Below are 14,222 nucleotides of genomic sequence, written 5' to 3' on the forward strand. Positions count from 1 at the left end.
TCCTGTCTTGGTGGGGGTTACTACAGCCACGAGGTCAATAATCCTTGAGGCAGGTCGATCGGCAAGAGTGACGGTAGAACGAGCATCAGGATGAAGAACACCACTGTGTAGATAATGGTGGTCCGCAGCCGGGCCCGAGCCACGATCAGCAAGAAAGCCGGGATGAAAATCGAGATCGCTGCCAGATATCCGACGAGGGCGGTGAGCAGTAGGAATCCGGCCATCCACACGAAGGTGCGGAACGCAAAGGCTGCATCCAAGGTCCACTTGGCACCCCACCCGAACTTGCTCGGTTCGTCGGCAGGAGGTGTCGTTTCGGTTGACCCCCCAGCAGTTGACCCGACGGTGACGAAATTTTCCGCTGCAGTTGGTGTTCCACCAGCTGCGCCAGTCCCACCGGTGGCCAGCAGTAACGGTTCGGCCGGAGCAGTGGAGTAGACCGACGTATTAACCGTGACTCTTTGCAAGCTCTTCAACGACATCTTCCTGGCACGAAGTTCCTGGAACAGGAGCACGGTTGCCATGATGACACCCACCCATCCGACCAGTTGCGGAACGAGTTTTGCCTCAGGTGAGTAAGCCGAGGAGAGCACCAGCGAACCGATGAACATCACCAATAGCACACCCGCCGTGGTCAGGGACCAAATCGAGTTTTTCAGGGGAGCTTCGGCATCTGGGGCTGCAGCAGACTGGGGTTCATCGTCCGAGTTTGCCTTTCGGCGAGTCCGAACCCACTTGAAGACGTTCCAGAGGATCGGCAGGACCAGGATCGCGATGAAGACCATGGTCCCTGGGCGCAACATCCAGTCGAAACCTTCGTAGAGGCTGTCGGTCAGGAAGTAGTAGCGTTCCATGGGGATCGCCAAGACGAAACCGATCAGGAACGGTGCCCGCGGGAATCCTGTCGACTTCAACAGCCAGCCACCGACACCGAGCAGCAACATGACCCACAGGTCTCCGAGCTGGCCACCGTCCTGGAACGAGCCGAGCAGCATCACGACGACCAGGCCGGCTGCGAGAACGGCGAAAGGCACCTTGGTCAACGAGGACAGTGGTCGCACAGTCATAAAGCAGAACAGCGCACCGAGGACGGACGCGATTGCGAAGGACCAGATGATTAGGTACATCAGGTCCAGGTGTTCGTTGATGATGCTTGGACCGGGCTGGATGCCGTAGGTCAGTAACATGCCAAGCAACATGGCCGAAGGCACACCGCCGGGAATGCCGAATAGGAAGGTTGGAATCAGGTCCCCGGCCTCAACCGAGTTGTTCGCGCTTTCCGGCCCGACGATACCCCGGGGATCACCTTTGCCGAACTGGGTCTTGTCCTTGGCCGTGGCCACTGCCTGCCCGTAAGCCAGCCAGGTTCCAGCCGTAGCGCCGACCCCGGGCAGGATTCCGGCCCAAATGCCGATTAACCCACCGCGGATGACCTGGCTCCAATGCGAGAGCCATTCGCGGATTCCCGAACCCCAGCCGCCAGTGACTTCCACTGTCTGGCTATCACCACGACGCTGGCTGGCTCGTGAGGCGATTTCCGCCAGACCGAAGACGCCCAAGGCGACGGCAACCAAGGAAAGACCATCGCCCAGGAACAACGAACCAAAGGTAAAGCGTTCTTCGGCAGTAGTCGGGGCCGTACCAATCATCCCGACCAGCAGGCCCATGAGGCCAGCGGACAGCCCCTTGATCACATTTCCACGGGAAAGTACCGCGGCCAATGCCACGCCGAGTACGGTCAGCATGAACAATTCGGGACTTGCGAACGAAAGAACCAATGGGCGGGCTAGCGGAATGGCGAGTGTCAGGCCGATAGCGCCGATGATGCCGCCTGCCATGGAAGACAAGAACGCCAGACTAAGCGCGCGTTTGGCTTGCCCCTTTCTGGCCATCGAGTAGCCGTCCAGCATGGTGACAGATGCTGAGGCTGATCCGGGTGCCCCGAGAAGCACTGCCGATACCGTGTCGGAGGTGTGAACTACCGCCAGTGCCCCAATGAGCATGGCAAGTGCGGAGGCGGGTTCCATGCCGAAAGTTACCGGCAACAGGATTGCCACCGCAGCGGTTCCCCCCAATCCCGGGATGAGTCCCATCACCAAGCCGGCAACAACGCCGACGAGTAGCATGAGCAGCAGCCCGGGGTCTGTCAATGAGGCCAATGCGGCCATTGCTGAATCCATCATGGTATTCCCCTAGCGGACTTCGATTCCGTAGGAATCCTTGAGCAAGTCCACGACGTAGCTCTTGGTTTCCTCAGTGACGGTGTAGGCTTCTCTGACGCGCTCGGCTAGTTGCTGGTCGGCAACTATGGGATATCCGCCGAGGATGTCCTTTGCCTTATCGTTGAAGTCCTGGTTTTCTGAAAGGTCATGCGAGGAGTGCCGCAGCAACTCGATCGCCTCCGGCGGTGCATCCTTTGGCGCCCACAACCCCTTCTGGTATGTGTAGGTCAAGCCGAGCAGGGTGCGGTAGGCCTCCAGTTTGGGGCCTTCGGCAGGTTGTCCGTGGATTTGTTCATAGGCTTCCACGACGGTGGGAACGTCGGGGAAGTTCGGATCCCTGACAATTTCGCCGTTCTCGTCCAGCTGTCCGAAGGACATCAGCACGGTGGCCGAACCTTCCTCGACTATCGGTCGAACGGCCGAATCGTAGGAGGCAGTCGTGGTGTAGTCGATGTCGACCTCGCCGCGCTGGAGAGCGAGGTTGACCGGTCCGCGCCCCTCGAATCCGAAGGTCGAGGAGATGTCGGCTTCCAACAAGTCGAAGGCTACCAGCGTGGTTAGATCGAGCCCAGTAGCACTGATGCCGCCAAAGACCAAGGGCTTGTCCCGATCCACCAGGTCTGCGGGTTCCTCGATACCAGCGGCGGTCCGGCCGTAGATGACTGCCCCGGTCCCGTTGACCATGATCGGCTCGAGCTGGTCGAAGGAGTAGCGCACGACGTCACGATCCAGCACCCAAGGTACTACCGTTGTTGCCGTGCTGACAAGCAGCTCCGTGCCATCGTCGTTGGCGGTCGCGGCGAAGCGGTTGCTACCGGTAATCCCCTCGCCGCCAGCTTCGTTGATCGGCGCAAAGCCCGGAACACCAGGAATTTGATGTATCAATTCCTGGCCGATGAATCGTGCCCAGGTATCGGTGCCGCCGCCTTCGGCCAACGGGATGACAACTTGCAGGGTCTCGCCGGCGTAGTCGCCGTCTGTGGTGGTTGCCGGTGGGTTGAGCAGCCCGCCGCCAATCAGCGTGGCGCCCAGACCCAAGACCGCGAAAATCGATACCGAGGCTGCGACGGTACGGCGCTTGTGGGGTGCCGGATCGGGCAGCAGGTCCGCGATCTCTTCTTGGATCGCCGGCTCGTCGTGGACGGCTTGCAGGACCCGCAATTGCGTTGCCGTGGAATCGGAGGAGACAGTGACCGGATCGAAGCTCAGGGTTGCCGCGGCCAGTAGCCTGGCCGTACGGGTGGTCCCGACCACCTGGGCATCGTTGATGTCACGCGACCAAGTCTGGATGTCACCAGCGGGGGTTCGCAGCTTCAGCGTGGCACCGGTTTCGCCTGCGGCGGCCTCGGCCACCACGGATCCCGGAACAGCTGCCGCCAGGGTCAGGGCGATGCTACCGGTAATGGCCAATGCAGGATGAGGGGAACCCATGGAAAGCATCATGACGTTGATGTCTGCTGTGCTTCCAGGCTCCGGTGAGGTGACGATGGCGAGCTTCGGAATCGCCCGCTGGGCCGATTCGGCTCTGTCAGCCAATCCCATCGCCACCGCGCCTGCACGGCGGATGGCGTCGAGGCGATCGAGTTCGGCGTGGCATTGAACGGACCAGTTCTCGAAGGAGAAGCGGTCCAAGCGTGCGGTGGCCGCGGAGACCACGACTACCGGGGCGCCTGCGTCGATCAGCGATGCCTGGATTTCCTCGGGTGCGGCATGCTCTTCCCCGGGAATAGCCAGTGTGGTGAGCGGCTCACCACTGGGCAGCAATGCCCCGGTGGTGCCGCCTGCCGGGTTTTCGAACCCGATTTCCACCGCTGTCCCGGGAAACGGCACCCCGGGGATGTAGGTGTCGGCCAAAGGCTCTGCATCCGCAGGGGAGGACATCCGCTCGACCAGGATCTGTGAGGTGTTCGTATTGCGGATGCGAACAGTCGTCACCCCGTCCACGGGGGTGACCCACCCCTGTTCCAGGGCATAGGGTGCTATCACTGCCGAACAGTTTCCGCAGTTGCTACCCCAATCGACAACTGCTTGCTCGATCCCGACTTGAGCGAACGTGTAGTCGACGTCGATGCCGGGTTCGCTGCTCGGGCTGAGGATCACGGCCTTGCTGGTGGTTGAACTGCCACCGCCAACTCCATCGATTTGTCGCGGGTCGGGTGATCCAAAAAGACGAAGGAGCACTTCGTCCAAGGTGAAACCGGGTATCTGCAGCTCACGTCGCTCAAATACCCAGCATTTGCTGGTACCTCCACGCATCCACGTGGCCTTAACTTGTCGTTTGATGGAACTCACCTAATTTTGCCGGGTTCTTGGTGCAACGTGTCAATTGTGACGCCGAGCACTCCTGCTAATAGTTCGATGATCCGGCATACGGGACTTTATTGGTAGTTACAAGTAATTCAGCTACCTATAGTTTTGCTTCAATATCATGTGTTTACTGTTGAGTATCGTCGTGCTCTTCTGAGACAAGGGCGGATGATCCGTGTTCTCGCATGAAAAATTCATTGTAAATCCAGTATCTATTGCGATTCTGAAGTATATTGAAGTTCTGCTGAAAGGTGCTCTCGTGCTCGATATCAAGAGATTGCAAATATTGCTGGCTGTAGTTGAAGGGGGCTCCGTCACTGCTGCGGCCGATGAGCTGTTCTACACGCCCTCTGGTGTCTCGCAACAGCTTCGAAAACTTGAGGAGGAAGTCGGACAGCCCCTATTGCAGCGGCATGCACGTGGAATGATGCCCACGGATGCCGGACATGTCCTGGCTACACATGCCCGCACGATCCTTCGTCAAATGGATGCGGCGGTTTCAGACCTGGATCAACTAGCTGGACTGAAAAGTGGAAGTTTGAGTCTCGGTACCTTTCCCACCCTGGGTAGTTCCTTCATGCCCTTGGTGATCAGTCGTTTCAGGAAGATGTATCCGTCGATCAAACTCGACGTGCGCAGTACGAGATTGCAAGAGCTTGTCGGCTTGCTCTCCCGCGGGGAGATCTCCTTGGGATTGCTGTGGGAATACGAATGGCTCAGGCTGGATCGCGCCGATTTCGAATTGACGACCTTGTTTACCGAGCCCACGGTGCTTGTTGTCGGTGCTGAGCATCACTTTGCCCAGCAGACGGAAATCGATATCGCTGAGGCGGCGAAGGAGCCATGGATTGTCAGGGCCAATGAGCATCCGGTGGCGGAACTTTTGCAGCGCACCTGTAACGCTGCGGGGTTCTCGCCGAATATCTCATTTCAAGCTAACGACTACCAGGAAGCGCAGGCCATGGTCTCCGTTGGATTAGGTATTGCCTTGGCTCCCAAGTCCGCGGTGGTCAATCACCATCCGGGAGTCAAGATCCTCTCCCTGGGTAAAGCCGCGGCCGCACGAAGCGTAGTCCTGGCCCAACGTCGAGACCGGGTACGTGCACCCGCTGAAACCGCCTTCCAATCGTTGCTAGTTGAGATGGGTGGCACGTGGATGGATTGAGGTGCGGCATTCGAATGCGCTGCAAGGTGCATCGCTTCCTGCCCTGTAAGTGTTCCGAACCACTGGAAATCCGGCGGGTAACGGACGATCGAGCTTATAGCATGGGTGTATGAGCACCGAGTCTTCCCAACCCGAACCCAAACGCCATCTGCCCGGCCATATTGTTGCCGCGCTGGCTCAATCAGGAGCCCTAGCAGACTCGGCAGGACAGTCGTGGGAGGGCCGGGATCTGAGCGGCGAAGGCAACCCGCTACACAACTTCGACAAGGATGACGGCAAGGCCGATGCCGCAGTGCTCGAAGCACTGACGTCGCTGCGCGCCGGGTCTGCCGATGAATCCGCGGTCCACCGGGCCTTGGCCAACGCCCGTGTGTTCGTGGCGGTGGTTGCCCAGCTGGGAGAAGAGGCCCTGACCGAGCACGGATTCGCCTCCGACAAGGAGGCGGATATGGCCTTGATAAAGATCAAGGCGCCAGATGGCCGCATGGCCTTGCCGGTGTTCAGCACCGTTGAACGACTCCAGGCCTGGCATTCCGAAGCGCGGCCGGTGGCGGTGTACGCACCCCGGGCCGCCCTATCCGCGGTCAGTGAAGAGGCGGAACTGCTGGTACTGGACCCGGGCAGCGAGTTCACTTTCGTCCTGCGCCGACCGGGGGTCTGGAATCTGGCGAAGCAGATCCCCTGGATTCCCAGCTACCAAGACGAATCACTGGCCAGTCTGGTATCCCGGGCAACAGAAGGGCACAGCGAGTTGCTGCAGGTCCGTCTCGGTCCGGGCCGGGGGGTGGGTTCACGTGATGCGCAGAACAATCCCGTGCCCGGTGGCGGTGTGGGGCCGGAACTCAAATTGCAGTTCACTTTCTCCCACGGGACCAGTGGGGATCGGGCCCGTGAAATCACCAACCAGATCCACCAGACATTGGCGAATACGCCAGAATTCGCTGAAGCAGTAGACTCATTGGAAATCGGCCTACTCAGCGCACCAAGCTAATACAACAGAAGGACAACAACGCGGCATGAAAAGGTACGGGCAGATCCTGCGTCAACCGGCGATCAGCGGACTGCTGTTACTGGGAATGGTTGCCCGTCTTCCGCACTCCGCATTGAGCATGCTGTTGCTGCTTCACCTGGTGCTGAACTTGGACCAGTCCTGGACCTCGGCCGGGCTGGTTGTGGCCCTGATGACCGTAGGCATTGCCATCGGCGCACCCTGGCGGGGCAACAGGGTCGATTCCTGGGGTCTGCGCCGGGCCCTGATCCCCTCGATCCTTTTGGAAGTCGCCATCTGGGCCACCGTCCCGCATGTACCGTTGGTGTGGATCTACCCGCTGGCGTTCATTGGCGGGCTCTTCGCCTTGCCGGTGTTCTCGGTGGTGCGTACCGCGCTGGGAGTGATGACCACCGGTGAGCAACGCCGCTCTGCCTTCGCGCTGGACGCCATGGCCACCGAACTGGTCTTCATTGTCGGCCCGGCCTCCGCAGGGATCATCGCCACCCAGCTCGACACCACGATCGGGCTGACGGCAGTGGGAATCCTCGGATCCCTGGGCGGGGTGGGACTGTTCATCCTCAACCCGCCGACCCGCTCGGACCAGCCCAAAGCGGTGGCATCCAAGGCCAATGTGCATGAGGAACGGCTGGGAGCCGAGGCAAGCCTGTTGGCGGCCGCGCCAGCAGGGGTTCATGAAGTGGAGGGCGAGCTGATCCTGGCCGGCGCCAAATCGACCCGGGCCCGACTGGCAGAACGCAGCCGCCGGGTGAAGAGCAATTTCACCTGGATGAGCGCATCGGTGCTTGCCGTGTTCATTGTGGCCGGTGGGGCAGGGGCACTACTGACAGGTACCGAAGTGGGGATCGTGGCCGAACTGGAACAGCAGGGCAACCCCGGGGACCTGGGTATCGTCTTCCTGTTCTGGTGCGGCTTCTCCCTGATCGGCGGGTTGGCCTACGGCATGCTGGATCGGCGTATTTCGCCACTGCTGCTGTTACTGGCAATGGCCGTGTTGACGATTCCGATGTACTTTGCCCATGACACCTGGTCCCTGGCCATCCTCTCCGCGCTGCCGGGACTGCTGGTGGCTCCCACCCTGTCTGCGGCCTCTGAATGGCTCACCGATCTGGTGGCCGAGCATCGGCGCGGGGAGGCCATGGGTTGGTATGGTTCGGCAATGACCGCGGGCACCTCCCTGGGATCCCCGGTGACCGGAGCCATGGTTGATCTGGCCGGCCCGGCCGTCGCCTTCGCCGGGGTCGGAATGATCGCCATGCTGGTGGTGTTCGCCGCGCTCATCGCGCAGCAGATTCGCCGGCGCCGGCGGCGCAGGACCCTCCAGCGATTGACCATCGTGGAATGAACCCCGGTTTAACGGCGAAGGTGCCACCGGAAACCGATGGCACCTTCAAGAAAGTTTGTAATTTTAATCGCAGGCCCAGGCCCTAGTTGACCGGTCCGGTGAACTTCTCGCCGGGCCCCTTGCCTGGGGCGTCAGGGATGATGGACTCCTCGCGGAATGCCAACTGCAGGCTGCGCAGCCCATCACGCAAGGGGGCTGCGTGCTGCGAACCAATCTCCGGTGCGCCTGCGGTAACCAGCCCTGCCAGAGCGGTAATCAGCTTGCGGGCCTCATCCAGATCCTTGAGTTCATTGGCGTCATCGCCCTCAGCCAAACCGCATTTCACGGCGGCGGCGCTCATCAGGTGGACGGCGGCGGTGGTGATGATTTCAACGGCGGGAACCTCGGCGATATCGCGCACCTGCTGATCGACGGCCTGCTGCTGTGAATTGGAATCTTCGGTACTCATACTGCTAAGCTTGTCATAGACCGACTCGAACCGGTTACTTGGTGATGGCCCGATGAGGGTTTTGTGACCAATGTGATGTGGATCGAGACATGCAAGTGGAGGCCATCTCCCACCCGCAGTCGCCGCCTAGGCGTCCGGGTTAATCGGCCGGGTACGTTCCGCGTACCCGAGACAATCCCTTGGGGTTGCCACGTCGACTTTTTGGCCTTCGCCTGCATCAGCAGACGGAGGCTTTTTCGTTTGCTGGGACAAGTTTTTGTTTTCTACTTACAGGAGTTACACATCAGCGATCCACGCATTAACGAGCGCATTCGCGTACCAGAGGTACGTCTCGTTGGCCCGAACGGTGAACAGGTGGGAATCGTCCGTATCGAGGATGCCCTGCGCCTGGCTCACGAGTCCGATCTGGACTTGGTCGAGGTGGCCCCGAACGCCAAGCCTCCAGTGTGCAAGCTGATGGACTTCGGCAAGTACAAGTACGAAGCGGCCGTCAAGGCCCGCGAAGCGCGTAAGAACCAGACCAATACGGTTCTGAAGGAAGTTCGCTTCCGCCTGAAGATCGACACGCACGACTATGAAACCAAGGTTGGCCATGCGCTGCGTTTCCTGGGCGCAGGTGACAAGGTCAAGGCCATGATCCAGTTCCGTGGACGTGAACAGCAGCGCCCAGAGATGGGTATCCGCCTGTTGGAGAAGTTTGCAGAGGACGTTGCGGAAGTCGGAGTTGTTGAGTCCACACCGCGCATCGATGGCCGAAACATGGTCATGGTTGTTGGTCCGCTGAAGAACAAGGCCGAGGCCCGTCGCGAACAGCAACAGCAGCAGAAGTCCGGCGGCCGTGGCTCGAAGCGCCGCGTACCGACCGATGCTCCTGAGGAGACTTCGGGACAGAACGTTGCCTCTTCCATGGACGACGAGGCTCGCGCAAAGCTTGAGCAGGCACGGGCTCAGGCCGAAGGCGAAGCGTAAGCGACGCCGCGCGGGTTCAACCGAACCCGCACCGCTCTAGTAGGGCGGAAGATCCTTCCTTTGGAAGGATCGGACCTGTAAAGAACATAGCGGTCACCTCACCCCTGAGGGGCCCGCTCGGATGATTCCCTGGCAGATCCACACGGATCTGGCCGGGAGCACGTAAGGAGAACGGCAGCTATGCCGAAGTTCAAGACTCATAGTGGCGCCAAGAAGCGCTTCAAGGTGACCGGCAGCGGAAAGCTGCAGCGCCAGCAGGCAAACCGCCGCCACTACCTGGAGCACAAGTCTTCCCGCATCACCCGTCGCCTGGCTTCCGACCAGCTCGTTGCCAAGGCCGATGTGAAGACCATCAAGCGGATGCTGGGCCTCTAAGCCTCCCCTTCGCAGGAACACCGGGGAGCTTTACCCCAAACAACCACTAGATTTCACCGTCGCCGAAGTTGCTTCGTGACGGGGACAGACTTGAAGGAGTACACACGTGGCACGTGTGAAGCGGGCAGTCAACGCCCATAAGAAGCGTCGCGTCGTAATGGAACGCGCCAAGGGTTACCGCGGACAGCGTTCGCGTCTCTACCGCAAGGCCAAGGAGCAGCTGCTCCATTCGTTCGTCTACAGCTACAACGACCGCCGCAAGCGCAAGGGTGACTTCCGTCGCCTGTGGATCCAGCGTATCAACGCCGCATCGCGCGCCAACGGCATGACCTACAACCGCCTGATCCAGGGCCTGAAGGCCGCTGAGGTCGAGGTTGACCGTCGTATGCTGGCCGAGCTGGCCGTTTCGGACGCCAACGCATTCGCCGCACTGGTTCAGGTAGCAAAGGGTGCCCTGCCGGCTGACGTCAACGCCCCAAAAGCAACTGAGGCAGTAGCCAAGGCCCCGAAGGCCGCAGCCAAGAAGGCAGCCGCCCCCAAGGCCGAGAAGGCTCCTGCCGCCGCTTCCGACGCCACCCCGGCCGCGAAGGCCGAAGCAGCCGGTGCAGTCAAGGCCGTTGAAGGCGAAGACGCTCCGGAAGGTTTCGTCATCAAGGGCAACGCCGGTTCGAACAAGTACCACGTGCCGGGCTCGACCTGGTACGACCAGACTGTTGCCGAGTACTGGTTCAACTCCATCGAGTCGGCCAAGGCCGCAGGCTTCGAGCCTGCCGGCGGCGAAGCCCGTCAGAAGATGAAGTAGAAAACTTATTGCTGGCCTTCGCGTTGTGCCCTCGGGCATCGTGACCAGGCGGCAAGACACCATCGGGTGGTATCCACGGAAGTGGATACCACCCGATGGTGCTTTAAACCCGTCTCTTGGCTCATGGCATCGCTTATTGCCATGCCGGATCGAGAAGCCGGGTGCTGATCGCCGGGGTACGGCGGGCGGCTACGGTGCATAAGGGGCAGCACCGATTCGATCAGCCGCATCCAAGACCGGTATTCTCGAAGCATGACCAGCTATAACGAAACGGTGATGTCCAACCCTCGGGCCGACAAGGTCAAAGCGGTCGCCCGCCTGGCCACCCGCTCCGGACGCAAAGCCACCGGTCACTACCTGGTCGAAGGGCCCCAGGCCGTGCGCGAGGCATTGAAAGCCGAAGCCGCCACCGGGGGAGTGATCGTCTCCGTTTACGCCACGGAGACTTTCCTTGGATCCTCCGCGGAATTCAGTGAATTGTTGCAGGATGCGCGGGTACAGGCCCGTGCGGTCACCGACGAGGTGCTGGCCGCCATGGCGGACACCATCACCCCGCAGGGGATTATCGCCGTGGCCCGGGTGATCGAATCAGGTCTGGAAGAAATCCTTGAAGGAAAACCGCAACTGATCGCCGTGCTCTGCCGGGTGCAGGATCCAGGGAACGCCGGAACGATCCTGCGCGCGGCGGATGCCGCAGGCGCCGACGCGGTGATCTTCACCAAGGGCAGCGTGGACATCTACAACCCCAAAACCGTGCGTTCCACGGTGGGATCGCTATTCCACCTGCCGGTGCTGGGAAATGTCGACTTCGACCAGCTGCTCCGTCTCGCAGCCGGGCAGGGGATCCAGCTGCTGGCCGCCGACGGGTATGCCGAACACGACCTGGATGCGCTCCAGGACGCGGCGGTGCTCCACCACAACGGCACCGGCCCCGCGCAGTCCGCGCAGGCCCCGGAACTGACCCGACCCACCGCATGGCTCTTCGGCAATGAAGGCCAGGGACTGGACGAGGCCGAGAAGGCCGCCGCCCACTACAAGGTGGCCGTACCGCTCTACGGGGTGGCCGAATCCCTGAACGTCAGTACCGCCGCCACCCTGTGCCTGTATGCCTCGGCCCGCGCCCAGCGCAACCACGCCCATTGATGTCCGCTTCCGGGAGGGATACTGCCATGAGCCTGAAACAGATCGTCGCCGTTGCGCTGGTGGATTCCCTGCTAAACCCCACCATGCTGCTCGCCGCCCGCCGCAACCGTCCGGCCGAGTTGGCCGGGCAATGGGAATTCCCCGGTGGCAAGGTGGAGGCCGGAGAAGAGGTGCTCGACGCCCTGCACCGCGAAATCCGTGAGGAACTGGGAATCGGGATTACCGTCGGCGAGGAGATCTACGGTCCGCTGGACCAGGGCTGGCAGCTGAACGACAAGGCGGCGATGCGGGTCTGGTTCGCGGTGATCAGCAACGGAACGCCTGAACCCCTCGACGGCCATGATGAATTGCGCTGGCTGGCCCTGGACGATGAACCAGGCGAACAGGTACCGTGGATTCCCGCCGATGCGCCGATCGTGGCCGCCTGCGTGGCCGACGCGAAGGCACCGGTGGGTCTGGACGCGAACTGAATCACGGGCCTGCAAGTGGGCGCGCGCCATCCAACCCGCGTAAGCTGGATCAGGGGGTTTGTGTGCCAACGCAATCCCCGGACGAGCACACTGAACCTTATTTGAGGAGTTACCGCGTGAAGAAACTTGTAGGTGTACTGGCGATGATGTTCACCGCCATGTTGGCGTTGGCCGGCTGCGTGGACTTGAGCGCCCATGTCACCATCGAGGGTGAAGACAAGGCACGCGGAGCCGTGGAAGTCACCATGGACGCCTCACTGTTGCAGGGGGCGACCCTGGACGAAGCCCTGGGCTCGCAGGTCGATACCGCGCAGCTGGAGCAGATCACCGGTGAGAACTGGACCTACACCCAGATCAACGACGGAGTGAAAGCCGGCCTGCGTTTCGAGACCGTCCAGGCGATGAACTTCATCCAGCTGCAGGATGCCTTCCAGAGCTTCGAGCTGCCGATCAGCCTGGCCAATACGGCCGAGGGGTTCGCCTTCTCCATGCCGGGTAACGCGCCAGGCTCCACCGAACCGGGTGCGGGCACCGCCTCGATGTCGGTGACCTTCCCGGGCCATGTCACCGGCGCCTCGGAAACCGGGGTGATCGAGGGATCCACCGTGACCTTCGACATGATCCAGGGGGCCGAGGTCTACGAGGCTACCGGCACCACCAACAACGCCCTGTTCTACTCGATCGTCTTCGGTGGCGCCCTGCTGGTGCTGACCCTGGTGATCGCCATTGCCATGGCACCCAAGCGCGTGAAGGACGACGCGCAACACTAGAACCCGACCCAGGTCTTGGCTCCCGGCCCGTCATCGAATCAATCGTTGGCGGGCCTTGCCAATAGAATGGGTACCAAGAGAATTACCAGCGAAGAGAAGGATCACCAGATCCCCATGTCTGATCAGACAATTCAAGAAACCCAGCCGGACGCGGCTGCCCCACCACATCCCACGGATGAAGCGGCCATCAACGCCGCCATCCAGGCGGCCCTGGCCGCCTTCGAGGCCTCCGGTAACCTGGAGGAGCTCAAGGACGCACGGCTGGCGCATACCGGGGACAAGTCCCCGCTGTCGCTGGCCAACCGCCAGATCGGCAAACTGGACAAGAGCGAAAAGGCCGTGGCCGGCAAGCTCGTTGGCTCGGCCCGCGGCCGGGTCAACAAGGCCCTGGCGTCGCGGACCTCAGTTCTTGAGGAAGAGGAGGCCGCGCGCATCCTGGTGGAGGAGACTGTGGATGTCACCGCCGCCCCGGTACGCCGCCCGCTCGGAGCCCGCCACCCGCTCTCGGTGCTGCAGGACCGGGTCTCGGACATCTTCGTGGGCATGGGCTGGGAAATCGCCGAAGGCCCCGAGGTGGAATCCGAATGGTTCAACTTCGACGCGCTGAACTTCAAGCCGGACCACCCGGCCCGTGAAATGCAGGACACGTTCTTCGTTGAGCCTGCCGACGCGCACCTGGTGCTGCGCACCCACACCTCACCGGTGCAGATGCGCTCGATGCTCGAACGCGACGTCCCGGTCTACGTGCTCTGTCCGGGGCGGACCTTCCGCACCGATGAACTGGATGCCACACACACCCCGGTATTCCACCAGTTCGAGGGCCTGGCCGTGGACAAGGGCCTGACCATGGCCGACCTACGCGGTACCCTGGAGCACTTCGCCCGGCAGATGTTCGGCGCCGAAGCCCAGATCCGCCTGCGCCCGGCCTACTTCCCGTTCACCGAACCCTCGGCCGAGCTGGATATCTGGCACCCCGGCGCCAAGGGCGGTCCCCGCTGGATCGAGTGGGGCGGCTGCGGCATGGTCCACCCGAACCTGCTGCGTGCCGCAGGACTGGATCCGGAAGAGTATTCCGGTTTCGCCTTCGGCATGGGTATCGAACGCACACTGATGTTCCGTAATGACGTGCCGGATATGCACGACATGATCGAAGGCGACATCCGTTTCAGCCAGCACTTCGGGATGGAGATCTAACCC

13 protein-coding genes are annotated in these 14,222 nt (G+C 61.4%); 10 read left to right on the forward strand and 3 right to left on the reverse strand.

Annotation, left to right across the window (positions count from 1 at the left end; genetic code table 11):
- Window positions 1-20: 20 nt before the first annotated feature.
- Both OK351_RS07565 and OK351_RS07570 read right to left on the reverse strand, forming a co-directional pair.
- Window positions 21-2,183, reverse strand: coding sequence for a tripartite tricarboxylate transporter permease (locus tag OK351_RS07565; protein WP_265157458.1), 2,163 nt, complete (start codon window positions 2,181-2,183; stop codon window positions 21-23).
- A gap of 9 nt (window positions 2,184-2,192) precedes the next feature.
- Window positions 2,193-4,514, reverse strand: a complete 2,322-nt coding sequence (locus OK351_RS07570; protein ID WP_265157460.1) for a PrpF domain-containing protein — start codon at window positions 4,512-4,514, stop codon at window positions 2,193-2,195.
- A gap of 190 nt (window positions 4,515-4,704) precedes the next feature.
- Here OK351_RS07570 and OK351_RS07575 point away from each other — a divergent pair, with 190 nt between their 5' ends.
- The 3 genes from OK351_RS07575 (at window position 4,705) to OK351_RS07585 (ending at window position 8,048) form a co-directional block, all read left to right on the forward strand.
- A complete protein-coding gene (locus OK351_RS07575; RefSeq protein ID WP_306349475.1) occupies window positions 4,705-5,694 on the forward strand; it encodes a LysR family transcriptional regulator in 990 nt (329 codons plus the stop codon).
- Between the two features lie 109 nt (window positions 5,695-5,803).
- Entirely contained in the window at window positions 5,804-6,685 is an 882-nt protein-coding gene (locus OK351_RS07580) for an SseB family protein (protein ID WP_265157462.1), read from the forward strand.
- A gap of 25 nt (window positions 6,686-6,710) precedes the next feature.
- The gene (locus OK351_RS07585; RefSeq protein ID WP_265157464.1) at window positions 6,711-8,048 is read left to right on the forward strand and encodes an MFS transporter; all 1,338 of its coding nucleotides are present in this window, start codon (window positions 6,711-6,713) and stop codon (window positions 8,046-8,048) included.
- 82 nt (window positions 8,049-8,130) lie between these two features.
- Here OK351_RS07585 and OK351_RS07590 read toward each other — a convergent pair whose 3' ends face one another.
- On the reverse strand, window positions 8,131-8,496 hold the full coding sequence (locus tag OK351_RS07590) for a DUF1844 domain-containing protein (RefSeq protein ID WP_265157466.1): 366 nt from the start codon (window positions 8,494-8,496) through the stop codon (window positions 8,131-8,133).
- Between the two features lie 240 nt (window positions 8,497-8,736).
- Between OK351_RS07590 and infC the strand changes: the two genes are divergently transcribed.
- From infC to pheS, 7 genes are all read left to right on the forward strand, one after another.
- Window positions 8,737-9,465, forward strand: coding sequence for a translation initiation factor IF-3 (infC, locus tag OK351_RS07595; RefSeq protein WP_265157468.1), 729 nt, complete (start codon window positions 8,737-8,739; stop codon window positions 9,463-9,465).
- A 180-nt stretch (window positions 9,466-9,645) separates the two neighbouring features.
- Window positions 9,646-9,840 carry a 50S ribosomal protein L35 gene (gene rpmI / locus OK351_RS07600; protein ID WP_265157470.1) on the forward strand — a complete coding sequence of 65 codons (195 nt, stop codon included), beginning with the start codon at window positions 9,646-9,648 and terminating at the stop codon, window positions 9,838-9,840.
- 106 nt (window positions 9,841-9,946) lie between these two features.
- Window positions 9,947-10,642, forward strand: a complete 696-nt coding sequence (rplT, locus tag OK351_RS07605; protein WP_265157472.1) for a 50S ribosomal protein L20, sunset domain variant — start codon at window positions 9,947-9,949, stop codon at window positions 10,640-10,642.
- A gap of 252 nt (window positions 10,643-10,894) precedes the next feature.
- Entirely contained in the window at window positions 10,895-11,785 is an 891-nt protein-coding gene (locus OK351_RS07610) for a TrmH family RNA methyltransferase (protein ID WP_265157474.1), read from the forward strand.
- Window positions 11,786-11,811: 26 nt separating this feature from the next.
- Window positions 11,812-12,255, forward strand: a complete 444-nt coding sequence (locus OK351_RS07615; protein WP_265157476.1) for a (deoxy)nucleoside triphosphate pyrophosphohydrolase — start codon at window positions 11,812-11,814, stop codon at window positions 12,253-12,255.
- Between the two features lie 116 nt (window positions 12,256-12,371).
- The gene (locus OK351_RS07620; RefSeq protein WP_265157478.1) at window positions 12,372-13,025 is read left to right on the forward strand and encodes an LppM family (lipo)protein; all 654 of its coding nucleotides are present in this window, start codon (window positions 12,372-12,374) and stop codon (window positions 13,023-13,025) included.
- A 114-nt stretch (window positions 13,026-13,139) separates the two neighbouring features.
- Window positions 13,140-14,219, forward strand: coding sequence for a phenylalanine--tRNA ligase subunit alpha (gene pheS, locus OK351_RS07625; RefSeq protein WP_371931395.1), 1,080 nt, complete (start codon window positions 13,140-13,142; stop codon window positions 14,217-14,219).
- The last annotated feature ends 3 nt before the right edge of the window (window positions 14,220-14,222 follow it).

Source organism: Glutamicibacter sp. MNS18 (assembly GCF_026107515.2).
Lineage (GTDB): Bacteria > Actinomycetota > Actinomycetes > Actinomycetales > Micrococcaceae > Glutamicibacter.